Annotated in this window: 23 protein-coding genes; 5 read left to right on the top strand and 18 right to left on the bottom strand. The window is 37.0% G+C overall.

From position 1 onward, the window contains the following. Positions 1–17: 17 nt before the first annotated feature. The 13 genes from AC5YGB_RS00890 to AC5YGB_RS00830 form a co-directional block, all read right to left on the bottom strand. The gene (locus AC5YGB_RS00890) at positions 18–593 is read right to left on the bottom strand and encodes a hypothetical protein (RefSeq protein WP_496137440.1); all 576 of its coding nucleotides are present in this window, start codon (positions 591–593) and stop codon (positions 18–20) included. A 512-nt stretch (positions 594–1,105) separates the two neighbouring features. Continuing rightward, positions 1,106–1,390 (bottom strand): hypothetical protein, encoded by a 285-nt coding sequence (locus AC5YGB_RS00885; RefSeq protein WP_496137439.1) that lies wholly within the window; start codon positions 1,388–1,390, stop codon positions 1,106–1,108. A 134-nt stretch (positions 1,391–1,524) separates the two neighbouring features. Then, entirely contained in the window at positions 1,525–2,523 is a 999-nt protein-coding gene (locus AC5YGB_RS00880; RefSeq protein ID WP_271770427.1) for an adenosine kinase, read from the bottom strand. 33 nt (positions 2,524–2,556) lie between these two features. Beyond that, the gene (gene ispH, locus AC5YGB_RS00875; protein WP_496137438.1) at positions 2,557–3,486 is read right to left on the bottom strand and encodes a 4-hydroxy-3-methylbut-2-enyl diphosphate reductase; all 930 of its coding nucleotides are present in this window, start codon (positions 3,484–3,486) and stop codon (positions 2,557–2,559) included. A 27-nt stretch (positions 3,487–3,513) separates the two neighbouring features. Then, complete coding sequence (gene accD, locus AC5YGB_RS00870; protein ID WP_020027098.1) at positions 3,514–4,365, bottom strand: acetyl-CoA carboxylase, carboxyltransferase subunit beta; 852 nt, start codon at positions 4,363–4,365, stop codon at positions 3,514–3,516. A 12-nt stretch (positions 4,366–4,377) separates the two neighbouring features. Then, the gene (trpA, locus tag AC5YGB_RS00865) at positions 4,378–5,178 is read right to left on the bottom strand and encodes a tryptophan synthase subunit alpha (RefSeq protein ID WP_020028006.1); all 801 of its coding nucleotides are present in this window, start codon (positions 5,176–5,178) and stop codon (positions 4,378–4,380) included. 68 nt (positions 5,179–5,246) lie between these two features. Next, positions 5,247–6,287: a uroporphyrinogen decarboxylase gene (gene hemE, locus AC5YGB_RS00860; RefSeq protein WP_496137437.1), complete on the bottom strand. Its 1,041-nt coding sequence runs from the start codon at positions 6,285–6,287 to the stop codon at positions 5,247–5,249. Positions 6,288–6,396: 109 nt separating this feature from the next. Then, positions 6,397–6,609 carry a 50S ribosomal protein L31 gene (rpmE, locus tag AC5YGB_RS00855; RefSeq protein WP_020023788.1) on the bottom strand — a complete coding sequence of 71 codons (213 nt, stop codon included), beginning with the start codon at positions 6,607–6,609 and terminating at the stop codon, positions 6,397–6,399. A 42-nt stretch (positions 6,610–6,651) separates the two neighbouring features. Next, positions 6,652–6,879, bottom strand: coding sequence for a BolA family protein (locus AC5YGB_RS00850; protein ID WP_020023789.1), 228 nt, complete (start codon positions 6,877–6,879; stop codon positions 6,652–6,654). Positions 6,880–6,915: 36 nt separating this feature from the next. After that, positions 6,916–8,196 carry an inorganic phosphate transporter gene (locus AC5YGB_RS00845; protein ID WP_020027094.1) on the bottom strand — a complete coding sequence of 427 codons (1,281 nt, stop codon included), beginning with the start codon at positions 8,194–8,196 and terminating at the stop codon, positions 6,916–6,918. An 8-nt stretch (positions 8,197–8,204) separates the two neighbouring features. Next, positions 8,205–8,885 carry a TIGR00153 family protein gene (locus AC5YGB_RS00840; protein ID WP_020026305.1) on the bottom strand — a complete coding sequence of 227 codons (681 nt, stop codon included), beginning with the start codon at positions 8,883–8,885 and terminating at the stop codon, positions 8,205–8,207. A 255-nt stretch (positions 8,886–9,140) separates the two neighbouring features. Beyond that, the gene (locus tag AC5YGB_RS00835) at positions 9,141–9,551 is read right to left on the bottom strand and encodes an arsenate reductase/protein-tyrosine-phosphatase family protein (RefSeq protein ID WP_496137436.1); all 411 of its coding nucleotides are present in this window, start codon (positions 9,549–9,551) and stop codon (positions 9,141–9,143) included. A gap of 9 nt (positions 9,552–9,560) precedes the next feature. Then, complete coding sequence (locus AC5YGB_RS00830; RefSeq protein WP_271770780.1) at positions 9,561–10,229, bottom strand: MIP/aquaporin family protein; 669 nt, start codon at positions 10,227–10,229, stop codon at positions 9,561–9,563. A gap of 183 nt (positions 10,230–10,412) precedes the next feature. Between AC5YGB_RS00830 and glmU the strand changes: the two genes are divergently transcribed. The 3 genes from glmU to AC5YGB_RS00815 are packed head-to-tail and all read left to right on the top strand — an operon-like array spanning position 10,413 to position 13,846. Further along, on the top strand, positions 10,413–11,768 hold the full coding sequence (gene glmU / locus AC5YGB_RS00825) for a bifunctional UDP-N-acetylglucosamine diphosphorylase/glucosamine-1-phosphate N-acetyltransferase GlmU (RefSeq protein WP_496137435.1): 1,356 nt from the start codon (positions 10,413–10,415) through the stop codon (positions 11,766–11,768). Between the two features lie 27 nt (positions 11,769–11,795). Further along, positions 11,796–12,962: an MFS transporter gene (locus AC5YGB_RS00820; protein WP_496137433.1), complete on the top strand. Its 1,167-nt coding sequence runs from the start codon at positions 11,796–11,798 to the stop codon at positions 12,960–12,962. A gap of 53 nt (positions 12,963–13,015) precedes the next feature. Next, positions 13,016–13,846 (top strand): TauD/TfdA family dioxygenase, encoded by an 831-nt coding sequence (locus tag AC5YGB_RS00815; protein ID WP_496137432.1) that lies wholly within the window; start codon positions 13,016–13,018, stop codon positions 13,844–13,846. A 13-nt stretch (positions 13,847–13,859) separates the two neighbouring features. Here AC5YGB_RS00815 and metC read toward each other — a convergent pair whose 3' ends face one another. From metC to polA, 4 genes are all read right to left on the bottom strand, one after another. Continuing rightward, entirely contained in the window at positions 13,860–15,026 is a 1,167-nt protein-coding gene (metC, locus tag AC5YGB_RS00810) for a cystathionine beta-lyase (RefSeq protein ID WP_496137431.1), read from the bottom strand. Positions 15,027–15,106: 80 nt separating this feature from the next. Continuing rightward, the gene (locus tag AC5YGB_RS00805; RefSeq protein ID WP_496137430.1) at positions 15,107–18,283 is read right to left on the bottom strand and encodes a UvrD-helicase domain-containing protein; all 3,177 of its coding nucleotides are present in this window, start codon (positions 18,281–18,283) and stop codon (positions 15,107–15,109) included. Next, a complete protein-coding gene (gene argS / locus AC5YGB_RS00800; RefSeq protein WP_496137429.1) occupies positions 18,280–20,028 on the bottom strand; it encodes an arginine--tRNA ligase in 1,749 nt (582 codons plus the stop codon). Before argS ends, AC5YGB_RS00805 begins: the two co-directional genes overlap by 4 nt. Positions 20,029–20,135: 107 nt before the next feature. Beyond that, a complete protein-coding gene (gene polA, locus AC5YGB_RS00795) occupies positions 20,136–22,868 on the bottom strand; it encodes a DNA polymerase I (protein ID WP_496137428.1) in 2,733 nt (910 codons plus the stop codon). Between the two features lie 115 nt (positions 22,869–22,983). Here polA and AC5YGB_RS00790 point away from each other — a divergent pair, with 115 nt between their 5' ends. Both AC5YGB_RS00790 and dapD read left to right on the top strand, forming a co-directional pair. Continuing rightward, positions 22,984–23,703, top strand: a complete 720-nt coding sequence (locus AC5YGB_RS00790) for a metal ABC transporter ATP-binding protein (protein WP_020023801.1) — start codon at positions 22,984–22,986, stop codon at positions 23,701–23,703. A 56-nt stretch (positions 23,704–23,759) separates the two neighbouring features. Next, entirely contained in the window at positions 23,760–24,575 is an 816-nt protein-coding gene (gene dapD / locus AC5YGB_RS00785) for a 2,3,4,5-tetrahydropyridine-2,6-dicarboxylate N-succinyltransferase (protein ID WP_496137427.1), read from the top strand. Positions 24,576–24,641: 66 nt separating this feature from the next. Here the strand turns inward: dapD and AC5YGB_RS00780 are convergent, their stop codons facing one another. Next, on the bottom strand, positions 24,642–24,860 hold the full coding sequence (locus tag AC5YGB_RS00780; protein WP_020023803.1) for a hypothetical protein: 219 nt from the start codon (positions 24,858–24,860) through the stop codon (positions 24,642–24,644). Positions 24,861–24,870 lie beyond the last annotated feature (10 nt).

Raw genomic sequence — 24,870 nt, 5'->3', positions numbered from 1 at the left:
ATATTCTTAGTCAAAAATTATTCTGAAGGCCCAATCTTTGGAAAAAAATATTTGATAAAGGGAACAACCACAAGAGCTGCAAAAAATAAAACTATTAAACAGCCTAAAATATCGCCCATTAAGTAGTTCCTCAAGAAGTCAGTCGCATTAATTGTCTCATTAGCTTGACCATTTGAAACAATATAAGAAGATACAAAAAATGCAGTAAGCGTATTAAATAAAGCGGTTAAGATTGCTAAAAAAATAAGGTGGTGGAATACAAGTTTGTCACCATCAAAAAAATTAGACAGTTTGAAAAACCTCATACTCGCAATAGCAAGGGCCGGCCCCATTGCTCCAGAAATAGTCCGAATCAGTGTTACCTGATCAAAAAAAGGTTGAGAGTGAAACCAAAATTCAGACAACTGTGATGCTAATATAGCGGCAAAAACCACCCTAAAACCAAATAATAAAAAACATAGCGACATCCCACCCAAGGGAAGCCAGATAAGGTTCCCTTCAAAGGGATAAGCAGGCCCGTTAATAAAGTAACATAAGACAACTATCAACAAAGTTATTATTTGAGGCTGGAACTCTAGGGCTTCAGATTTCATATAGCACACCCTTTCACTAGTTTCCGAGCTCTATCAAGAATAGAAAAAGTGTCACTATCTGGTATGTATCTTTGTGTCATCTTTACTCCCTATCGTTCGCTTTAAGTCTGTAGATTAGGATAAAAAGTCAGACTCACTACGCTATTTTTAAGTGGTCGTTATCATCCAAAGAAGCCCCTCCACTTAGTTAAATTTTGTGATGCCCTACATCACAACCTCAACTGTTGTTTTTTGTTTTATTCAAGGTACTGGCAGTCAATCCACAACCTTTCCTACGCTTTTTTATAAAGTGGTCATTAGGCAACCCACTTTAGGTTTTTTAGAAGATACTAACTGATTGCTCTGTTGACCTTCATCTGCGAGTATGTTGTGGAAACCACTCTGTATTGATTTGTTACTCGCTGCTTGCAGTATCAGTCGAGTCCTATTGGATTGTATTATAGTGAGGTCTCTATAGGCTTCGCTCACTTAATGTATCTTCTTTAATAATGGAAGTACTATACCAAAAAAAATTACTGTTGCAAGGTAAGAATCATCTCTCTCCTGTCTTCAGAGGATTGAGCTGCGCTTATAATTCTATTTGATGTTAGAAAGAGAACTGCTCTTTTGATAGTGGATAAAGAATATTTTGAGAAGTATGGGTCATTTTTAATTGAGGTAATCGTAACATTAGCATTAGAGGTAATATAAGAGAACACTGCCCTTTCTACTTCCGAGTAATCACTCAAACCAAGCTCTTTTTCACACTCATCAAGGGCCTGTCTCAGTTGGAATAATCTGTTAACCGCTTTTTTCATTTACTACCTCAAGAAATATATAAAGAAATTATAAATTACATCACTTAATTAATTTAGTGTCAGTATACAATAATTTTGTGCACCTGAAAAATCAATAAATTTCAATGGATACTTACTTCTAATATATCAAATATTTAGAGATTAAATTGTTGTTTGAGACTAATATACTCAATTGCTTTAATTCTTGGCCCAAATTGACTTACAACCCTTGAAGAAGCGGCATTAGCAAAATCAGCAGCCCAACCAAAGTCCTTGCCCTGACCTAAAGCAAACAAAAAAGAGCCTGCAAACATATCCCCTGCACCATTCGTATCGACTGCACTTGCCATTACTCCAGCAGTTTGTATTAGACGAGTTCCATCAAATACTAAGGATCCACCAGGTCCCCTAGTAATTGCAAAAGTCTTTGCATATTTTTTTAACTCCTCTGCTGCAGCCTCAATTGTGTGTGTCCCAGTGAAACTTCTAGCCTCATCCCCATTACAGAAGATGAGATCAAGACCATCATCGCCAATAATAGTTTTAATATTTTCAGAAAAAACTTCTACCACAAATGGATCAGAAAGGCTTAAAGAAGTCTTAACTCCATTTTGTTTAGCAAATTTCATAGCATCTCTTGCAACTGAAGTTCTTTGATCATCAGTGACTACATAACCTTCTATGTATAGCCAGTCTGAGTTTGCTAAAGCTTTTTCATCAACCTCTCGATAAGAAAGCTCAAGGCTTGCTCCTAAATTTGTATTCATAGTTCTTTCAGCGTCTGGCGTAACCATAACGAGGCACTTACCTGTTACCCCATTTGAAGGCTCTACCTGATGAAATTCAACGCCAGATTTGTTGAGGTCTTTAGCAAAGAAAACACCGACCTCATCATCTGCAACTTTACCCGAAAAGAATGTAGCAGAGCCAAACTGACTGGCAGCTACAACTGAATTACAGGCAGAACCACCACAACTCATCTTCACAGGGATGCGCTGTGTTGTTAGAGAGTCAATCAGATATTTTTGACGCTCTTCATCAACAAGTGTCATTAGGCCTTTACCAATTTCGTTATCACTTAGAAATGAGTCACTCACAATAACCTCTGTATCAACAATAGCAGCACCAATTCCATAAATATCATATTTTTTCATTAACTTAAAACTCCAAATTGATTAATAAATAATTTATTCTTTGAGTAGAGCTGGAATTGGAAAACTCACAGTCTCTTCTACGCCACCGAACTCGATAACTTCAGATCCACCATTAGACATTAGAAATGAAACAACCTCCTGAACCAATATCTCAGGCGCTGATGCTCCTGCAGTTATGCCAATAGAACTAATACCATCAAGCCATCCATTATCAATATCCTCAGGACCATCAATTAAATAAGATGGTTTACCTTTATTATCAGCAATTTCTTTAAGGCGATTTGAATTTGAAGAATTTTTTGACCCAATTACAATAAGGATTTGAGAATGCTTAATGACCTCTTTAACGGAGTCTTGACGGTTTTGAGTTGCGTAGCAAATATCACTCTTTTTAGGGGACTGAATATTAGGAAATTTTACTTTCAAGGCATCTACAATCTCATTTGTATCATCTACTGATAGGGTAGTTTGCGTAGTGAAAGAAATATCTCTGTCTTTTTGCAGATCAATTTTCTCAACGTCACTTATTGATTCAACCAAGGTGATATTATTATTTTCAGTTGCCTGCCCAAGAGTTCCCTCTACTTCGGGATGCCCAGCATGTCCAATAAGAATAACCTGATGATTATATTTTTGGCGACGTGTTACCTCTTTATGTACTTTTGTAACGAGTGGACAAGTAGCATCATAGATGATAGCGGAGATATCATTTGTCTCTTTTCTAACAGCTTGCGAAACGCCATGTGCACTATAAATGACCACACTCCCACTTGGAACCTCAGAAATTTCATCAACAAATATAGCCCCTTTATTTTTAAGGTTCTTTACAACATATTTATTATGGACTACTTCGTGACGAACATAGATTGGAGGTCCATGTTTTTCAATGGCGCGCTCAACAATCTCGATAGCGCGATCAACTCCTGCACAAAAACCCCTCGGATTTGCTAAATATATCTTCAAAATTTAATACACAATAGTTAAAAAAAATTAACTAGCTGATGCTGGATGAAGCGCAGAGAGTATTTGAAAAATTTTATTTCTAAGCTCTGATCGAGGAACAATCATATCAATAGCACCCTTCTCAAGCAAAAATTCACTTCTTTGAAAACCCTCTGGTAACTCCTCACGAACCGTCTGCTCAACCACTCTCGCTCCTGCAAAACCAATTCTTGCGTTTGGCTCTGCAATTTGTATGTCACCGAGCATCGCAAGACTAGCAGAAACACCACCCATCGTTGGATCAGTTAAAACTGAAATGAATGGTATTTTATTATCAGATAGTAACTTCACCGCAAGAGATGTTTTAGACATCTGCATTAATGAGAAAAGTCCTTCTTGCATTCTAGCGCCACCACTTGCTGAAAAACAAACTAAAGGCTGATTATTCTTGATAGCTAGATGAGCCGCTCGAACAAATTTTTCGCCCACTACGGAGCCCATTGACCCACCCATAAAGCTAAAATCAAATGCAACTGTGACAATTGGCATGCCCTTTAAAAAACCAGATTTTGCAATGAGTGCATCTTTTTCTTTAGTCTTTTTTTGTGCATCTTGATAACGATCTTTATATTTCTTTTGATCTTTGAACTTAAGAGGGTCGACTGATTGAATATTTGGAGCTATCTCAACTTGATTCTCCATATCAAGAAAATCTTGAATGCGCCTTCTGGCAGAAATTCTTAAATGGTGATTACACTTTGGACAGACATATAGAAGGCGTTCAAGTTCCTCTTGATAAAGAACCCTATTGCACTCAGGACATTTGCTCCAGAGTCCTTCTGGAATATTTTTTTTAGCATTCTTGCCAATCGATGGCATTATTTTTTCTAACCAACTCATACTATGCCTTAGTTAAGTAATTGCACTCGAGATTTCTTTTGCTAAATTTCCAACTTTGGTAACCATTTTATCCTTATCAGATGCGAGCTCTTCGACAATAGAGACAAGGGCACTTCCAACTATCACTGCATCAGCATTTTCACCAACCTGTTTTGCAGTGTCAGCATCTTTTATACCAAAACCAACACCCACTGGAAGTTGAATATAATTCCTCATTCGTTCAAGGTGATAATTGACCGAGTCAATATCAAGATTTGCAGCGCCAGTTACCCCCTTGAGGGAAACATAATAAATATATCCACTGGCTATTTTCGAAATTTGCTCTAAGCGCTCATCTGTCGTTGTAGGGGCAACCAGAAAAATTAAATCAATCTTATATTTATCCAGCTCCTGTTTAAGATCTGCAGCTTCTTCAGGCGGCATATCAACAACCAAAATGCCATCAACTCCAGCCTCATCTGCTCTAATAGCAAACTCTTTGTAGCCATAGACTTCAATAGGGTTGGTATAGCCCATCAAAACGATACCTGTCGTCTGATTGTGCTCTCTAAACCTCTCCACTATTGCAAAAACAGAATCTAAGTTGATACCGTCTGCAACTGCTCTTTCATGTGACTTTGCAATGACAGGCCCATCTGCCATTGGATCAGAGAACGGCATTCCCAATTCGATAATGTCGGCGCCACTATCAGCCAAAGTGAAGACAAGAGCCTCACAGCCATCTAACCCACCATCACCAGCAGTAATAAATGGAATGAAGGCGGTCTGATCTTGATCATCAAGTTTTTTAAAGATATTAGAGATTCTTGACATATTGTTATTATTATTATTTATTACGAAATTTTAACATAGAGAGACTCTCACTCTATTTAAGTGATTTTTTATTTTGAGTATGAATGGACCGCATCAACCAAGGCCTTCATACTTTCAGGATTAACATCTGGAGTGATGCCATGCCCCAGATTAAATACATGTCCCGTTGAGCCTTGAAACTGATCTAAAATTTTATGTGCTTCACTTTTGATGACCTCAGCTGATGCATAAAGTACAGATGGGTCAAGGTTACCTTGAAGGGCAACTTTCGAGCCAACCCTTCTTTCTGCTTCTCCAATTTCAACTGTCCAGTCAATACCAACAGCATCGCAACCAGTTGCAGCAATTTGTTCAAGCCATGCGGATCCACCTTTTGTAAAAAGCGTAACAGGTATTGTTTTACCTTCGTAGTTGCGGTTAATTCCAGCCACTATTTTTGACATATACATTAATGAAAAATTTTCATAACTGGCTTTATTTAAAAGACCGCCCCAGGTATCAAAAATCATAACTGAGTCAGCCCCAGCCTCGATTTGAGAGTTAAGATAGTCAATAATTGTGTCAGCTAGAACATTTAAAAGTTGGTGCATATGCTTTGGATTTTCATACATCAATCCTTTAACCTTTGAAAAGGTCTTGCTTGAACCGCCCTCAACCATATAAGTAGCAAGCGTCCATGGACTTCCAGTAAAGCCGATTAGTGGAACCCTTCCTTTAAGATTTTTTTTGATAACTGATACGGCCTCACTGACATAAGATAAATCTTTTGAGACGTCAGGTTTAGTTAATTGATTAATTTCTGCAAGTGAGCTCAGCGGGTGCGAAAATTTTGGACCCTCCCCTTCAATAAAGTGCAATCCAAGTCCCATTGCATCTGGAATAGTCAAAATATCAGAAAAGAGAATGGCTGCATCTAAATCAAAACGCTCTAATGGTTGAAGTGTAACTTCACAGGCTAAATCACTTGATTTACATAGCGTTAAAAAATCACCCGCTTTTTTTCGAGTTGCTCGATATTCAGGCAAGTAACGACCGGCTTGTCTCATGACCCAAATAGGAGTTCTAGTGACCTCTTTTTTTAATAACGCATTAATGTAGTCAAAAGCCATTATGTTGTCTCAAAATAGTTGATTATATCAATTTTAAATTTTAATCTGAAGTTTCCTTTTGACACAAAAAAAGCCACATTTGTGGCTTTGAGAGTCAATCAATTTGAATTTAACGTTTGAAAGCGCCGTAGCGAGATTTGAACTTCTCTACTCGTCCAGCAGTATCCATAATCTTTTGCTTACCTGTGTAAAAAGGGTGACAGCTTGAACAAACATCAAGATGAATTTCGTCTTTACCTGAAGTTGAGCGAGTCTCAAATGAGTTACCACAACTGCACACAACTTTTATTGTTTCATATGAAGGGTGAATATCTGTTTGCATAGCCTTATATCTTCAAGTTTTTCAAAAAGATGGAATTATATACTATCTCTCTGATGGGGTAAATGTTTTAACAGTTAATGCATGGAGCTCGCCGCTTTTAATTTCTTCCTTGACAAGACCCAAAACCATTCGCTGTCTTTGCAGCAAAGACAACCCTTCAAATAGTGGTGATACAATTACAGCAGAGCAATTACAACCATCACCCTCCATTGTTACATCTGAACTTTCAAGTCCTGATTCGAGCTTTAATTGAACTTCTTCTAGTGTCATAATTTTTGATGTAATATTTTGAAATAATTATACGCTCTAAGCACTAAAAATACCTTTGAGTGTGAAGAAAAACAAGATCGACATTATTGCTCCAGCTGGCAATGTAATTAACCAAGATAGAAATATTCTATTAACAACTCTCAGGTTCAATGATGCTACGCCCCTTGCAATACCCACACCAAGAACAGCGCCAACAAGTACCTGAGTTGTTGAAACTGGAAGCCCCGTATAAGAGGCAAATACAACTGTTGTTGCAGCGGCTAGTTCAGCAGAAAAACCTCTACTTGGCGTTAGTTCAGTAATATTTTTACCAATCGTTTTCATTACTCTAAAACCAAAGGTTGCAAGACCAAAGACAATTCCACCGCCACCTACTAACAATATCCATGAAGGTAGTGCACTTTTTGAAACAATTTGTCCGCCCGACTCTACAATACTATAGACCGCAGCTAATGGGCCAATTGCATTTGCAACATCATTTGATCCATGAGCAAAAGCCATTGAGCAAGCTGTAATTACCATCAGTCCGCCAAATAGTTTCTCCATATTTGCATAAGAGAACTCATTATCATCTTCGGGGTTGGTTTTAATTCGCCTAATAATAATTGCGGCAATGATGGCTGCAAGAATTCCAACTAAAGTTGCAATCATCATGCTTGTTGGAAGGTCCTTACCGAGATGTTTTAAAGAATCAACATGCTTGAGTCCTTTTAATAGAGTGACCAATGAGAGGACAAATCCTACAAAAAAAACATAGAAAGGGAGGTATTTTTTTGCATTTTCAAGTGGCTGCTCTGTATCTATTACTAGGCGCTGTAAGCTTTTAAATATCATAATAGCCATTGTGCCTGCAATAAGTGGTGAGACCACCCAACTTGCAATAATGGCATACACTTTATCCCATGATACAGCCTCTATACCAACTCCAACTGCTCCAAAACCAACGATTGCACCAACGATTGAGTGTGTTGTCGATACTGGCCAACCAAGAGATGAGGCAATTAAAAGCCAAGTTGCTGCGGCCAATAGAGATGCAAGCATTCCATATACTAATAACTCTGGATTATTTGCAAACGCTCCTGCATCAAGAATACCTTTACGGACAGTTGCAGTGACCTCTCCACCAGCCAAAACAGCTCCTGCAAATTCGAAAATGACTGCGATAATGACAGCTTGTTTGAAAGTTATAGCACCAGAGCCAACAGATGTCCCCATTGCGTTTGCAACATCATTGGCACCAATGCCCCAGGCCATAAATAGACCAAATCCAATGGCCAACATGATAAGAATATCTCTATTTTGAACGATAATTTCCATTGTTACCCCTACTTTGTCAACATAACTTCAAAACGCGATCCAACCTTTTGGGCAGCATCAGCAGTCTCACCAAGCCACTCTATGGCTCGATAATAAAACATTACATCTATAGGTGGTAATTCGGCCTCAAGCAGATAAAGCTTTTTTCTAATAATTTCTTGAGCAACATCTGTCTCATGTTCCAATTCGTTGACTTTCTTAATCATCTTGTCAACAATTTTTCGCTCTCTAGAACTAAACGCAGTCTCTAAGAGCTCATCCAATTCATTAATTGCAACCAAGGCGGCTGCTGAAGTTTTAATGCATAGCTTAGATAATTCTAAGAAGTCTTCTGCAAACTCTTTTGGAAAGTGCATTTTTCTCGACATCATCAAGCCTGAAAGATCTTTTGTAATGTTGGCAATAGAATCCTGAATTAATAAAACATCCAGTAAATCCCTTCTAGAGAAAGGCATCATAAATGTACTTGGCAAATTCATTCTTAGTTTTTTCTTAAGAACATCTGCTTTCTGTTCTTTTTTGCCAATTGATAGATGAGCTGATTGAGCCTTTTCCCAATCTTCAGTATTAGCCGCTTTAGCAAAAACTCCAAACTCTTTTAAGCATGAATGAACCTGTTTCATGTGCTGCTGTAATGGGCTTATTGGTGACTTTCCAAATAGGCTAGTTATGTTGTCTTTTCCAGTCATATCTCTAATCTACTCCGTATATAGTTTAAAGGTAAAAAAATACTACAAAATAACTCAGAATTTCTTTGGCAGTTGGAGCCAAAATGCGCATTATAACGAATTGAATTCAAATTTAGGTTGCTTTTTATTAAAACAAGAAGTGTATTTAGTTTAGTTCAACCTCTTCATTATAGCTGAGTTGTTAAGCCTTAGTATTAAGGTCCTAGAGAAAGCCCTTAGTTTTTCAGATGTTGAATATTCTTCAAGCCGGATAGATTATTTATCGAAAGAGTAATCATTTATAAATGGCAATAATTTACTTTTAATCTCCTCAAAACAAAGCTCAAATGCCTCATATTCTTTCCCATCTGGATCATCAAAGCCGATATGAGTCACAGGAGTATTGCCAGGGAAAACGGGGCAGGTTTGACTTGCATTCTCACAAACCGTAATCACTAGATCAAATTCAACTTGCTCTAAATCTTTGATGGGCTTAGAGTAGTAATGATCTCTCCAAATACCTTTAGATTGAAGTATTTTTTTTGCACTTGGATTAACCATGCCGCTGGCAGAAACGCCACTTGAGTATGCTGCAATTTTTCCATCAAAAGTACGATTAATGAGGGCCTCTGCAATAATACTTCTGCAACTATTACCGGTACATAAAACCAATACTTTCTTTACCATAGTTAATTCTTATGAGTCTGATTTAAAAACTTTCAGAAAAACTAAAGCTGCACATACCGCTCCCAAAATTGTTGCGACAATATAAAGCCATAGATGCTCCAAGTTTCCACTGACAAGGGCTGGCGCTATACTTCTTGCAGGATTCATGCTTGCACCTGTTATTGGTCCAGCAAACATCGATTCGAGTCCTACTGTGAGTCCAATTGCTAATCCTGCGAAATCCTTTGTCGCCTTGCCATGAACTGCTGAAGAACAAATGACAATCATCAGAATAAAGGTGAGGATAAACTCAAAACCAAAAGATTGAGATACAGAGCCACTTGGAAGGGTTGCCCCAAGATAGCTCACGTCTGACACTAAAACAAAATTTTCTCTCAATAGTAAATAAAGGGCTAAGCTTGCAAGTACTCCACCAAGTATTTGTGCTGAAATATATGGGATAACATTTTTTCGTTCAAATTCACCCATTGACCAAAAAGCAACTGTCACAGCTGGATTGAAGTGAGCGCCGGAGACATGTGCAAAGCTATAAATTAATGCAACGATAACAAACCCAAAAGTTAGGGCAATACCGACATGTCCAATTGCGTTAGCAATGTCGTTAATAATGATGGCCCCAGTTCCTGCAAACACAAGAATAAAAGTTCCAATTAATTCTGCAATTAGTTTTTTTTGCATACTATTTATTTTGCTCAATCTAACTAAAAAAATAAATCATCATAATGGGTCAATATTTCTGCTTTATGACAAATGAAGTTTAAATTTGGAGTCTAAGAATTTAAAGGGTAACATTATACAAAATATTTGAAATAATTAATTCATAGTATCAATTATTTCGAGATAAAAACGTACCCAATTAGAATGAATACTGCAATTATATTAGCTGCTGGACAAGGCACTCGAATGAACTCTCAGACGGCTAAAGTTCTTCACAAAGTCGGCAACAAGAGTCTTCTTCAACACGTCATTGATGCATCTTGCCCTCTAGTCAATTCTATTAATGTAATTATTGGACATCACTCAGAATCTGTCAAAAAAACAACTTCAAATGACGACATTAACTGGGTTAATCAAAAAGAGCAGCTTGGAACAGGTCATGCTGTTCAACAAGCAATCCCTCATATCAATGACAACTCAATCTGTTTAATTTTATATGGTGATGTGCCCCTTATCAAAACTGAGACACTTCAAATACTGACTGACAAAGCAGAATCTTCAGGCTTTTCCCTGTTGAGTGTTATGATGGAAAACCCCTTTGGGTATGGCAGAATTATTAGGGATTCAAATAATTCTATTTTGTCAATTGTTGAACAAAAAGATGCGAGCAAAGATGAACTTCAGGTCAGAGAAATTAATACAGGAATCATGGCAATCAGAGGCTCAATCTTAAAAAAATATTTAAAAGAATTACAGCCAAATAATTCTCAAGGAGAGCTTTATCTGACTGATATAGTTGAAAAAGCAGTTAAAGATAATGTTAATATTGCTTCATTTATATGTGAAAGTGTGGCAGAAGTTATGGGAATTAACGACAAAAATCAATTGTCACAAGCTGAAAGAGCATACCAACAGAATAAAGCTAGTGATTTAATGTCAAAAGGTTTAACCATCATGGATCCAAAACGATTTGATTGTCGAGGTGAGTTGAGCTTTAAAGATGACTGCGTTATAGATGTGAATGTGGTATTTGAAGGTGATAATGATTTAGGTAAAAATGTTTTAATTTCGCCTAATTGTATTATAAAAGCGTCTAAGATCGGCGATAATACTACTATACTCGCAAACTCAATTATTGAAAATGCTGTCATTGGATCAAATACTTCGATTGGCCCTTTCGCACGAATACGTCCTGAAACTAAGATAGGTAATCATTCAAAAATTGGTAACTTTGTTGAAGTTAAAAAATCATCTATTGAGAATAATTCAAAAGTCTCACATTTAAGCTACATTGGCGATAGCAAGATAGGAAACGATGTCAATGTTGGGGCTGGCGTTATTACATGTAACTATGATGGTATTAATAAATTTCAAACTGAGATTAAAGATGGGGCTTTTGTAGGTTCCAACAGCCAGTTGGTCGCCCCGGTCACTATCGGGAAAAATGCAACAATTGGTGCTGGCTCCACTATAACTCAGAATACGCCAGACGGTCAACTCACTCTGAGTCGAAATAAGCAGTCCACCATTAGTAAATGGAAACGACCTCTTAAGAAGTAATATCTATCTCATAAAGGATACATCTGAATGTTTAACCTACCAAAAAATGTATGGATACTGACCGCTTGTCAGTCCTTATTTATGTCTCTGAGTGTTTTTATTGTTTTTGTAGCGGGCATTATTGGTAGTAACCTTTCACCAGTAAAAAGCCTGTCTACTTTACCTGTTGCAACTATTGTTGTAGGAACTGCGGTAAGTGTTATTCCAGTGATAAGACTGATGTCAGTATTTGGCAGAAAAAAGGTTTTTTTAAGTGCCTGCCTTTACACAATTTTATTGATTTCTCTTTGTATCTTTTCAATCACTAAAGAAATGTTTTTTCTTTTTAGCTTTTCGAGCTTCTGCCTTGGCGCCAGTGTGGCAACCATGATGCAATTTCGGTTCGCTGCCATTGAGAGTGTTGAACCTGAAAAAAGACCGTCAGCTACTGCGGTTGTTCTTCTTGGTGGATTAATTTCAGCCTTCCTTGGAACCGAAGTTGCAACTTTAGGTAAGAATTATTTTGAGACTGACTTTGTGGGATCTTTCGTTCTGCTGGCGTTTTTATTTGTAATTGCTTTCATTTTGATGACTTTTTTTCAGCCAGCTGTTAAGTTTAAAGAGCAAGTAGATGAGTCAAAAAGATCATTAGTCGAGATTGTCAAACAAGGATCTTTTATAGTCGCTGTATGTGCAGCAACTACTGGATATGTCGTCATGAGTTTCATTATGACTGCGACTCCTGTAAGTATGCACGTCATGGATGGCCACTCTCTTCACCATACTAAGGTAGTTCTGCAAAGTCATGTCATTGCAATGTTTCTCCCTTCTCTATTCACTGCATTAATTGTTCGATATATAGGGTTAACCCGTATGATGCTTTTAGGCATTTTATTATTCTTTATCTCGGTAATCATTGCCTTTATGAGCCATGCACTTACTAATTATTGGTGGTCATTGGTGCTGCTAGGACTGGGATGGAATTTTCTATTTATTGGTGGTACAAATTTACTCCCAATGTCTTACAATGAGAATGAAAAGTTTAAAGTTCAATCTATCAATGATTTTTTAATATTTGGTCTACAAGCCCTTGCTGCACTCTCAGCGGGATGGTTTGTATTTAATTTTAGCTGGGAAGTTGTTCTTCTTTCGGTGACCCCACTTCTTTTAATGCAATTGGTTCTGCTTTTGTGGTGGCTAAAGAAGAATGGTTAATTCTAATCAGTTTTTTTCTTTTATAATGCAACAAAATCTTATTGGAGTTATGAATGTTTGAGGTTAGACCACTCACGCCATCAATTGGAGCTGAGATTTCAGGTATCTCTCTTAATGATGAATTAAATGATGATGCTATCGAGCAAGTATATAAATCCCTTATTAAACATCAGGTCATTTTTTTTAGAAATCAAAACCTTTCGCCAGAGTCACATCTTAAATTAGCAGAAAGTCTTGGAGAGATTGATCCTGGGCACCCCGTTTATCCTCATGTAGATGGCTATCAAAGTATTGTTTTACTGAGGAATGATGCTAATAATAGGCCTGATACTGCTGACTGGCATAAAGATTTGACTTTTAAAGCAAATCCGCCTTTTGCTAGCATACTCCATGGGATAAAAGTTCCTAAGTCTGGTGGTGATACACTTTGGGCAAGCATGAGTGCTGCCTATGATCAGCTACCAGATGGCTGGAAAGATTATTTAGAGGGCCTTGAGGCGATCCATGATATGGGGACATTTCGCAACGATTACTATAAAGAAGGTGGCGTTGAGTCAATTAATAATGCTCTGAAATCTGTTGGCTCAGCAGTTCATAAAGTCATAGATACTCACCCAATTTCTGGCCTTAAATATATTAATGTTAATCAGTCATTTACACGAAATATCGTTAATGAAAATCAAGGTCCAAGTGATCATGTGTTGCAGTTTTTATATCAACATATGAATAAGCCTGAGTTCCAAGTGAGGTTTCACTGGGAAGATGACTCTGTTGCCATTTGGGATAATCGAATAACCCAGCATTATGCGGTATGTGACTACTTGCCTGAATTAAGGCATATGCAACGAATCACGGTTATTAACGATAAAAGGGATAAATCTTAGACTGTCAGTCACCCTAGCTTAAATGTGAGAAGCCCTGTTTTAAATCCTCAATAAGGTCAGTTGTATCTTCAAGTCCTATACTCAGACGAATTACATGCTTGCCATCATGAACCCATTGGCCATCTCTCTTATATGGTCTAGCAGTTAACAAACTTTTATAGCCTCCCCAGCTAAAACCAAGGGCGAACATCTCAAGCGAATTAATAAATAACGCAATTTGATCTGCGCTATAAGCCTCTTTAAATGTAAATGAAAATAAGCCTGAAGATCCTGAAAAATCTCTCTTCCATAATCCATGTTGGGGGTGTGACTCTAGGCCAGGATGAATGACACAATCTACTATATCTTGCTCATCAAGCCACCTAGCAACCTCATTTGCCGAGTTCTCATGAGCCTCCAATCGAACCTTAAGAGTTCTCAGGCCCCTAAGCGCAACATAACAGTCTTGAGGGTTTGTGTAATTCTCAACAGTCTTAAAATAGTCTGCAAATTCGTCAGCATACTGCTTATTAACCGTTGCGCAGCCCATTAGCATATCTGCGTGACCACATATATATTTAGTGACTGATTGAATTGCAATATCAGCCCCTAGATCAAGAGGCTTTAGATACAAAGGAGTAGCCCAGGTGCTGTCAATGATAGTCATAATGCCTGCTTTTTTTGCAGCCTTTACTACTTCTACAATATCTTGCATTTCAAATGTATTTGAACCTGGAGACTCTAGAAATATTAGCCTAGTCTTTTTGGTAATATAGCTACTAATCTTAGATCCAATATCTGATGGAATATGCGTTGTTTTTACATCATATTTAGAAAGAATCTTATGACAAAACCTTGAGGTTGGGCCATACACATTATCACAAACTAAAACCTCATCACCACTTTGAGTAAAAGCCATCAAAGTACTTGTTATTGCATTAATCCCTGATGGAAATGCATAGGTTCTATGACCATTCTCAAGCTTACATATTGCCTCTTCAAAGGCTTTTTGAGTTGACAGGCCATGTGTTCCATAATCTACACCTGGATAATTGCCCTCTAGGGCTAGTTGCATATCCTCAAAATTATTGAATAGAACTGTGGAGCCACTTTGAACGTCTGGATTCACAGTTCGTATTTCACGATCACCATACTTCTGGGTATAGTCTATCCAGCCAACATCATTACTTCGTTTTGACATAAATATAATTATTTGAAGAATAGGATGCCATCATAGGAGGAATTGAATCCTTTGTCCAGCAATTTTTTTAAGGGATAACTTCATAGAAATATTAACTGGCTAGCTGCTGGACAATAGAGTGCCGATTTTGATGGAAGCTGAAAAAACTCTTCAAGAACGCCCTTGTAGTTTTCAATTTGCCCCTGGTGAGCATTTTTTTGCCTCTCAATAAATGCATTAACATTTTCACCATCATGAAGAGAGGAAGTCTTAAAGTCTATAATCCACAAAACTCCATCCTCAACAAATAATCGATCAACGATAATCGTTTGGGTTGAGTCACTAAATTCTGACTCAACTTCAGTTGACTCTCTATACTTAAAAATCCACTCAAAGTTTTTATCACGCTTGGTATTTTTTAAAAGGCCTAAAATTTTTTCAGACAAAGAATAGAGTAATCTTGTTGGCACTCCTCTCTCTCTAAGCATTGTTTCAACACTTAGCGATGGTGGACTAAATTCAGCGTGCTCCAGATAGAAGTGAACAATAGTACCTAGAGCACCTTGATAAATTAAATCAAATGTTTTTGGAGAGTTATTTAAACCATCTACATAGTTTTGCTTTCTAACCAGAGGTGGCATTAAGATTTTGTTGCGCAGGAGTTTTGGAGGTTGTTCTATTTCTAAACTAGACTCATTTTGACTATTGATATGAATGACATTGTCCTCATAGTAGCCACTTAATAATGATAGAAATGAACCAGTTGTAGGCTTTCCACTTTTTGATAGAGCGCCTAATAAATGGACTTCTTGTTTGGCCCTACTCATTGCAACATAAAGGAGCCTCATTAACTCAAAGTGTGATTGTTGCTTCTTTAAATACTGCAAGTATAGATATGTCTCACTCTCGCTATCTTCATCTGTCGGCTTTATGGGAGCCAATAAAACATGATTATCTGAAAACTCTTGCATTTGCATTAATGGAAGGTTGTCATTCCTGCCCTTTTTGCCTAAACCAGGAATAATGACTATATCAAATTCCAAACCCTTGGCTTGGTGGATAGTCATCAATTTCAAATTTGAACTTCTTGATGGTGCATATAAATCTTGAAGCATTGACTCAATCGTTTTGATATTCAAAACTTGATTCGACTCACAATGATTAAGTAGTTTAAGAAACTGAGTTTTAATATTTTTTTCTTGCTCTTCTAAATAATGGTCTTTACAAAGCATTTCTAATACAAATGAAAAGCGCTCAACAAAGGTAAATTTACCCTCAGAAAAAATGGCTTCTTTTGTAGCCAGGAAAATGTGTTGTGCCCTTTTGATCCCATCATCACTCAGATTTTGAACTGACTCTACATTCATTAATTGATTAAAAATGGTTTGATCTGATGTCTTACTAAGCGCCAATAAGTCTTTTAGTTTCAGGCCACACCATGGAGCCCTGAGGATTGAAAGCCATGCTAGCTTATCGCTCAAACTAAGAAGAGCCCTTGTTAAACTTAATAAATCCCTAGTAAAAAGATTCGATCGAAGGGACTCAGTCTTAAATGATTCAAAATTTATATTATTTTTTTGAAGCGCTGAACTCACTTGGCTTAAATGAGATCTTGATCTGACAAGAACAGCTATTTCTTTCTCTTGATTTCTAAGAAGAGATTGTTTAATAATTTTTACTATCTCTTCTGCCTCTTCTTGATCCTGATTTGGACTAAATACATAAAAGGATATAGCATTTTTTTGCTCTTCTTTCGAAAATGGAGTCGATTTTGAGTAATGAATAGAACCAAGAATTAAATTATCTTCATTTGGAAAGATGTTAGCAAAAATCTCATTATTTTCTCTAACAATACTTTGAGTTGATCTAAAGTTAGTACTTAAAATGAGGGGTTTAATGTCAAGGTTCGCAATACCACTTCTGACGACCTCAAGAAATATTCCAACTTGTGACTCTCTAAACTTATAGATAGACTGCATTGGGTCACCAACAAAAAAAATGGTTTTACCGTCATCCTGCTGCCAACCTTCGACAAGCTTTTGAATTAAATTTAATTGTGAATAAGAAGTATCTTGAAACTCGTCTACAAGGACATGTTTAATTTGATAGTCTAGTAACAAAGCGATGTCAGTTAATTCCTCTCGAGTATCAAGCGCATTTATCGCCTGCAAACTGACTTCAGAGAAATCTTGAAGGCCTTTTTCATCAAAAATAACTTTAAGCTCTGCAACGCTCAACTTTAGTACCTGTGCTATGTCAGTAATATATTTTTTTGTAAATTCAGGAAAGTGTTCACTGGGTAAATTATGTAAATTAATGAGCAATTTTTTAAGCTCAAACTCAGAATATAGGCCATCAATAAATTTTCTTAACTGATTTTTTTCATCTTTCATTTCAGCTGGGAAGCCAATAGTTACATCAATTTTCTTTCTCCAGTTTTTTGAACTTTTTGTAATCAGAATATCGGCAATAGCCCTCCAATCCTTTAAGTCTTTAATACTTGACCCAGGGAGTTTTGAAATCTGTGAGATATCTTCCCTCTTGCTAACCTTTAACAGACTAAAAAAATTATCTCCAAGAACATTTTGAGCAATACCTCGAAGATCTTCTAGATAGTCAGTTATTAATGTTTTTGAGATGCTCTCCAGTGAGCAGATATCTAAAGCGCCATCAATGAATAGCCTTGGTAGCCATTGTTCTCTTTTAGCAAGCATCTCCTCTATGAGGCGATAAAATCTATCAACATGATTATCAAGAGATAGTAAGACTGAGGAAACGCTTGATTTATATTCATCATCATTGATCAACAGCAAAGTATTTTCTGCGGCCTGACGATAAATAAATTCGTACTCATAGGAGTCGATGATTGTTCTGTGGGGAATCAATTGATCAAGAGATGGGAACCTTGAAACTATCAAATTAGATAATGAATCAATGGTAATGACTTTCAGCCGTGAAGGGTGCCTAAGAAGGTCCCAGTTTCTTTTCTTTGATTGATTTAAAACCCGTAAAGCAAGATTATAGGTTATAAGTTTATGAGGCTCCTTAGGTGGCTCCACTTGTGCATTACTTAAAGCACTTACAATTCGGAGCTTTAACTCATCGACTGCCCTATTAGTGAATGTCATAACTAAGATATTTTCTGGTTCTTCAGAAGAGCCCAATAATTTTAAATATCTTTGCGTGATAAGTTCAGTCTTTCCAGAGCCCGCTGGGGCTTGAACAATAAATGAGCTCTCAATATTTAACGCTTGGTCTCTTTGTTTTTGATCATTCACATTGACTCAGGAGCGCCCACCCCAAGAATAGAGAGTCCATTTCTTAAGATCTGTTTCGCTGCATGAATAAGTGATAGTCTAGCTTGAGTCAGATCTTGGTCTTCCAAAATAAATGTGCAAGCATTATAGTAACTATGGAACTGAGTAGCTAAGTCACGGAGATAGTAAGCAAGTTGGTGGGGCTCATACTGAATCGCTGCCGACTCAATAACACTTTTATAACGACTAAGCTCTCTTAGAATATTTTTTTCAACCTCTTCTGTTAAAAGGGATAAGTTCGCATCTTCAAGATTCGACTCAAAACCTTTTTCATTTGCTTGTCTAAAAACAGAGCAAATTCGTGCATGTGCATATTGAATATAGAAGACTGGGTTCTCATTTGTTTTTGATTTAGCCAAATCTAAATCAAAATCCATATGCTGCTCGGATTTTCTAAGAATGTAAAAAAAACGAGCTGCATCATTTCCCACTTCCTTTCTTAAATCTTCAAGAGTTACAAAAGAACCACTTCGAGTTGACATTTGTACTTTTTGGCCACCACGATATAGATTAGCAAATTGAACCAACAGAATTTCTAATTTATCAGGTTTATGACCCAAGGCTCCTATAGAAGCCTTGACCCTTGGGATATAGCCATGATGGTCCGCCCCCCAAACATTAATAATTTTGTCGTAACCACGCTCTAATTTTTCAAGGTGATAAGCGATATCAGAAGCAAAGTAAGTATGATTTCCATTGTCACGAACGACAACACGATCTTTTTCATCTCCATAGTTTGTCGTTTTAAACCAAAGTGCCCCATCTTTTTTATAAATATGTCCACTATCTTTTAGTCTTGTAATGCAAGACTCTGAAAGACCACTATCGATTAATGATTGCTCTGAAAACCATTTTTCAAAGCGCACTCCAAAATCAGCAAGATCATCTTTTATACCACCAAGAATACTTTCGATACCGACTTGAAAAATAGTCTGAAAATTGTCGCCTAATAAGTCTTTTGCTCTGACAATTAACTCATCAATATGGGACTCTTTGTCTCCACCCTCAATGCCATCTTTACAAATATTTTCAAAAACTATATCTGCACTCTGTTTAAAAGACTCACCACTTTCAACAACAATACTATCGGCAATATCATTGATATATTGGCCTTGGTAACCATTATCAGGAAATCTTATTTGCTCTCCACAAAGGGATAAGTATCGTAAAAATATGCTCACCGTTAAAATATCCATTTGTCTGCCGGCGTCATTTACGTAATACTCATTATCAACCTTAAAACCAATATTTCTTAACAAGTTAGATACTGTGGCACCATATGCTGCGCCTCTTCCATGGCCAACATGAAGCGGTCCAGTTGGATTGGCTGAAACATACTCTAAAAGAATACTTTGGCCTTTGCCAATTTCTGATTTACCATACATTTCACCCAGCTCAATAATCTCACTTACTATCGAGGTACTGGATGCATCCGAAAGGAAAAAATTAATAAACCCAGGGCCAGCAATTTCAGTTTTTTTAATAAAACTTGCATCCTCTAGTTGATTAACAATAATTTTTGCAAGCTCAAGAGGACTAATTTTGGCTTGTTTGGCAAGCATCAATGCAATATTAGTTGCATAATCACCGTGACTTTTGTCTTTTGTATGATCGAGCCTTACTTTAGAAGGCATCTCATTAATTAGCCCTTCATTAATAAGATCCTGGATACATTTTTTAAGTAAGTCTTGTAATTGATCTTTCATATAATCTTGCGAATGATTTCTATTATTTTCTAGATTAGTATTTTCTTAATATTAAACTAGGCTCAAATTATACTTTCAGCGTCCGCTGTAAAACATCTACTTTAAAGCTAATGAGCCTCTTGCCAATTTGATCCAATACCAATATCAACCTCAAGGGGGATGTGCAACTTTAAAGCATTCGACATCATTAATTTTATTTTATTTGCATACTCATCAGCCTTTTCAGAGTTGATCTCAAATACTAACTCATCATGCACTTGCATAAACATCTTGATCTCATGGCCTTCTGAATCAATCCAATCCTGAATATTAAGCATTGCTTTTTTGATAATATCAGCAGATGATCCTTGCATAGGAGCATTAATAGCAGTCCTCAATGCATGCTGCTGAAGCATTTTATTTTTAGAGTTAATTTGAGGCAAATAAAGCCTCCTACCTAATACTGTCTCAACATATCCCTGAGATTTCGCTTTCTCTTTTGTCTCATTCATAAATTGAAGGACACCAGGATAATTTTCAAAGTAGCCATCTATATATTGTTTGGCTTCCGTCCTTGAAACATCGATTTGTTTAGCTAAACCAAATGCACTCATTCCATAAATTAGGCCAAAATTAATGGCTTTAGCCTTTCGACGCTGATCTTTAGTCACCTTAGAAATTTCTGTATCAAAAACCTGAGAAGCAGTTGAGCGGTGGACATCTTCATTATTATTAAAGGCAGTGAGTAAGTTTTGATCCTCTGAAATATGAGCCATAATCCTCAATTCAATTTGAGAGTAATCTGCAGCAAGAATAATGCTTCCCTTGTTAGCGATAAAAGCAGACCTAATTTGAGCACCCTGTTCGGTTCTTATTGGGATATTTTGAAAATTAGGCTTTGATGATGAAAGTCGGCCAGTTGCCGTTACAGCCTGATGATATGAGGTATGCAGTCGACCTGTTCTTCTATTAATCTGTTTAGGAAGCGCTTCTAGATATGTAGAATTTAACTTTGTCAGAGTTCTATAGGAAAGAATTAAGTCAACTAAGGGATGATCTAACAACTTTAATGCTTCTTCATTTGTGGATGGTTGGCCTTTGGCTGTTTTCTTTTTTGGCTCAAGCCCAAAACCCTCCTCACTAAATAATATTTGTTGTATTTGCTTAGGCGACTCCAGATTAAACTCATCACCTGCTACTTCAAATGCCTTTGATTGAATGCTAGCCATCTCAGCCTTTATTTCAACTTGCTGATTAAAAAGAGATGTCTCATCTAAAAGTGCACCGTTCCTTTCCAGTCTGAGCATGACCTTAATTAATGGAATTTCAATACTCTTGTATAGCGCTACAAGCTTAGGAAAGGCTTGAAGTTTTAGCTCAAGTAAATTATTAAGTTCATTTGTCACAATTACATCCTCACAGGCATATGGCATTGCCTCATCAATACTGACCTGATTAAAGGTTAATTGTTTTTTACCACTTCCAGCTACATCTGAATAATGGATTGTAGTGTGACCTAAATAATGCAGCGCCAAGTCATCCATATTGTGGCGACTTGCTACTGAATCCAAGCAATAAGATTTAAGCATTGTGTCATCAACAATTCCATTGAGCTCTATGTCGACATTAGCTAAAACATGGGCATCATACTTTAAGTTCTGGCCAATTTTGCCTATCACCTCACTTTCTAAAATTGACTTAAGAGAATTCAATACCATATATCTTGGAAGCTGCACTGGAGCATCCAAATAATCATGGGCCACTGGGACGTAATAACTACTCTTTTCAATAAGGAAAACAAATCCAACGATTTCGGCCTCCATATAGTCAAGACTATTTGTCTCAAGATCAAATACAAAAGACTTGCTAGAGGATAACCTCGATAATAAAAATGTAAATTCATCTTCAGTTAGTACTAACGATTTAGTATAGTCATCCATCGATATTTTGGCATCAGTGTTTGGAGATTCTGGTATCTCTTTTTCTTGTGAATCAATTTGAACAGTCTCATTCTTTTCATCTAACTGCTTTAACCACATAGAGAAGCCAAACTCTTTGAAGAGGGCAATTAATTCTTCTGTATTTTCTCCAGGCTCCTCTTCTAAAATATCAAAAGGCAGCTGAACATCAAACTTAAGTTGAACTAGTTGATACGAAAGGTCTAATAAATCAAAAGATTCCCTAAGTTTTTCACCTACCTTACCACCAATCTTCTCAGCATTGGCTTTGACGCCTTCAATATTAGAATATTGCTCAAGCCATTTAGATGCAGTCTTAGGTCCAACACTCGGCACACCGGGAATATTGTCTGCAGAATCACCTGTTAAAGCGAGCAGATCTAAAATTTGATTAGGCTTAACTCCCATTTTTTCTTTGACATCAGCTTCACTATATAATTTCCCTTTCATATCTAGTTGCTTAATATTTCCACCGACAAGCTGGAAGAGGTCTTTATCACCGCTTGCAATGATTGTCTCAATATCACTTTGAGCTGCAAATCTTGACAATGTAGCAATGACATCATCGGCCTCAACACCTTCAACACATAAGAAATGGAAACCCATAGCGCGAATAATTTTATATAGAGGCTCTATCTGAATAATTAAGTCATCATGAGCGGGACTTCTATTTGCCTTATAGTCAGGAAACATTTGATGGCGAAAATTGGACCCTTTCGCATCAAATACCATTATAAGTTTTGCTCCTAGGTACTTTCTTTGTAGGTGCTTAATGGCATTCACGACGCCAAACATTGCTCCGGTAGGAAAACCACTATCATTGGTTAAATTCTGAGATATAGTTGAAAAGTATGAGCGAAATAAAAACGCTGAACCGTCAACTAAAATGAGTGGGTGGGCCATGTCCAAATTTTACATCTAAACTAAGTTTTGTTGTTCTTGAAAACTAAGTTATAAATTTGTTATTTCAAAATTTATATATTGAGTCTGTATATAAATTGTTATATAAAATATAAAGATGTCTGATGCTCTGATTACACTTAACAATATAAGCCTAAGCCATAATGGAAAAAATGTCCTTGATGATGTTAGCTTTAAACTCCATGAGGGTGAATTTATAACATTAATAGGCCCAAATGGAGCTGGCAAAAGCTCTTTAATTAAAGTCCTGTTGGGCGTCATTAAGCAGGACTCTGGTGATATAACATATACTGATAACATTAGACTAGGCTACACACCCCAAACTTTTTCAGCCAATCCCTTTATACCAATCTCTGTAAAGGATTTTTTAACCTTAAATCAAAAATTAGACTCTGAATTTATGCTCAAGACTTTTGAGCTAACAGGAATAAAGGATTTACTTAAATCCCCTTTAAAAAACTTATCTGGTGGTGAATTGCAAAAGGTATTGTTAACAAGGGCACTTCTCAACAAGCCAAATGTTTTAATACTGGATGAGCCTGCTCAAAATCTTGACGTTGATGGGCAAATGCAGCTTTACAAGTTAATTCAAGATATACATCAACAACAAAATTGCGCGGTTCTAATGGTATCCCATGATCTCCATAGAGTTATGAAAGAGTCAACTCAGGTTTTATGCCTTTATCACCACATTTGCTGCGAAGGCCTTCCAGAATCAATTTTAAAGGATGAGAAATTTAATGACTTATTTGCTGATCAAATCAATGATTTAATGGCAACTTATGAGCATCATCACAACCACCATCACGAACATTAAATAGCTTTAAAAGCAATGTAAATGATATAATTCTTCCTTTATTTAATCTAAGAATTATGAAAAATATTATTGAAGCAGCTTTTGAAGATCGTAACCATCTCACCCCAGAATCAGCTAGCCCTGAGGTCAAAGAAGCAGTTAATGAAGCAATACATTTGCTTGACTCTGGAAAGGCAAGGGTTGCAGAGCAAAAAGGCATTGGTGATTGGGAAGTCAATGAATGGCTTAAAAAAGCAGTATTACTATCGTTTAGACTTGCGGACAATGTCCCCATGCCCTCTGGGTTTACCCAGTACTTTGACAAGGTTCCATCTAAATATGCTGAAACTACTTTAAAAGAATTTCAAGCTTCAGGCGTAAGGGTAGTCCCACCTGCAACCGCAAGAAGAGGCTCATACATCGCCCCAAATACGGTCTTAATGCCATCTTATGTAAATATTGGTGCATATGTTGACTCTGGAACAATGGTAGATACATGGGCCACAGTAGGGTCTTGTGCGCAAATTGGTAAAAACGTCCACCTTTCAGGTGGTGTTGGTATTGGTGGAGTATTAGAACCTTTACAAGCGAGTCCAACTATTATTGAAGATAATTGCTTTATTGGAGCTAGATCAGAAGTGGTTGAGGGTGTTATTGTTGAAGAAGGAGCTGTTATATCGATGGGAGTCTATATTGGCCAATCAACCAAAATTTTTAATAGAATGACAGGTGAAGTCAGTTATGGGCGTATTCCAGCTGGATCAGTTGTAGTTTCAGGCAACCTTCCTTCTTCTGATGGAATTTATTCTCTCTATTGTGCGGTTATAGTCAAACAGGTTGACGCCAAGACAAGATCAAAAGTAGGCATAAATGAACTCCTTAGAGGAATTTAAATTTTGACTTAATTAGATTATGAAAAACCCGCCGTAAGGCGGGTTTTTTTACTAAGCTAGTATGGATTACTTAGTAAAGATCTTATACAACAAACCAACAGCAATTAAGCCGACCAAGTTTGCAGAACCAAGTCCCATAATAATATCTGTTAATCTAGCTATGACATCACCAGGTAGAAATGCAGCTTGACTACCAAAAATTATTTGAACAACAACTGCAAGTGCAATGATACTTACACCAGCTTCAGTTAATTTTTTTACCCAACCAATTACATTATCTAACATATAGTCTCCC

Source organism: Candidatus Pseudothioglobus sp. uisw_142 (assembly GCF_059512465.1).
The sequence above is the reverse complement of the archived record's forward strand: the minus strand, read 5'-3'. Positions and strand labels throughout refer to the sequence as shown.

Bases quoted from the DNA above. Each gene is read 5' to 3' on its own strand.
- AC5YGB_RS00850 (WP_020023789.1), bottom strand. From the start codon at position 6,879: ATGACACTAGAAGAAGTTCAATTAAAGCTCGAATCAGGACTTGAAAGT.
- AC5YGB_RS00880 (WP_271770427.1), bottom strand. From the start codon at position 2,523: ATGAAAAAATATGATATTTATGGAATTGGTGCTGCTATTGTTGATACA.
- AC5YGB_RS00830 (WP_271770780.1), bottom strand. From the start codon at position 10,229: ATGCAAAAAAAACTAATTGCAGAATTAATTGGAACTTTTATTCTTGTG.
- hemE (WP_496137437.1), bottom strand. From the start codon at position 6,287: ATGGCTTTTGACTACATTAATGCGTTATTAAAAAAAGAGGTCACTAGA.
- polA (WP_496137428.1), bottom strand. From the start codon at position 22,868: ATGGCCCACCCACTCATTTTAGTTGACGGTTCAGCGTTTTTATTTCGC.
- glmU (WP_496137435.1), top strand. From the start codon at position 10,413: ATGAATACTGCAATTATATTAGCTGCTGGACAAGGCACTCGAATGAAC.
- AC5YGB_RS00790 (WP_020023801.1), top strand. From the start codon at position 22,984: ATGTCTGATGCTCTGATTACACTTAACAATATAAGCCTAAGCCATAAT.
- AC5YGB_RS00890 (WP_496137440.1), bottom strand. From the start codon at position 593: ATGAAATCTGAAGCCCTAGAGTTCCAGCCTCAAATAATAACTTTGTTG.
- AC5YGB_RS00780 (WP_020023803.1), bottom strand. From the start codon at position 24,860: ATGTTAGATAATGTAATTGGTTGGGTAAAAAAATTAACTGAAGCTGGT.
- metC (WP_496137431.1), bottom strand. From the start codon at position 15,026: ATGTCAAAACGAAGTAATGATGTTGGCTGGATAGACTATACCCAGAAG.
- accD (WP_020027098.1), bottom strand. From the start codon at position 4,365: ATGAGTTGGTTAGAAAAAATAATGCCATCGATTGGCAAGAATGCTAAA.
- AC5YGB_RS00845 (WP_020027094.1), bottom strand. From the start codon at position 8,196: ATGGAAATTATCGTTCAAAATAGAGATATTCTTATCATGTTGGCCATT.
- AC5YGB_RS00815 (WP_496137432.1), top strand. From the start codon at position 13,016: ATGTTTGAGGTTAGACCACTCACGCCATCAATTGGAGCTGAGATTTCA.
- AC5YGB_RS00840 (WP_020026305.1), bottom strand. From the start codon at position 8,885: ATGACTGGAAAAGACAACATAACTAGCCTATTTGGAAAGTCACCAATA.
- rpmE (WP_020023788.1), bottom strand. From the start codon at position 6,609: ATGCAAACAGATATTCACCCTTCATATGAAACAATAAAAGTTGTGTGC.
- AC5YGB_RS00835 (WP_496137436.1), bottom strand. From the start codon at position 9,551: ATGGTAAAGAAAGTATTGGTTTTATGTACCGGTAATAGTTGCAGAAGT.
- dapD (WP_496137427.1), top strand. From the start codon at position 23,760: ATGAAAAATATTATTGAAGCAGCTTTTGAAGATCGTAACCATCTCACC.
- AC5YGB_RS00820 (WP_496137433.1), top strand. From the start codon at position 11,796: ATGTTTAACCTACCAAAAAATGTATGGATACTGACCGCTTGTCAGTCC.
- argS (WP_496137429.1), bottom strand. From the start codon at position 20,028: ATGAAAGATCAATTACAAGACTTACTTAAAAAATGTATCCAGGATCTT.
- AC5YGB_RS00885 (WP_496137439.1), bottom strand. From the start codon at position 1,390: ATGAAAAAAGCGGTTAACAGATTATTCCAACTGAGACAGGCCCTTGAT.
- trpA (WP_020028006.1), bottom strand. From the start codon at position 5,178: ATGTCAAGAATCTCTAATATCTTTAAAAAACTTGATGATCAAGATCAG.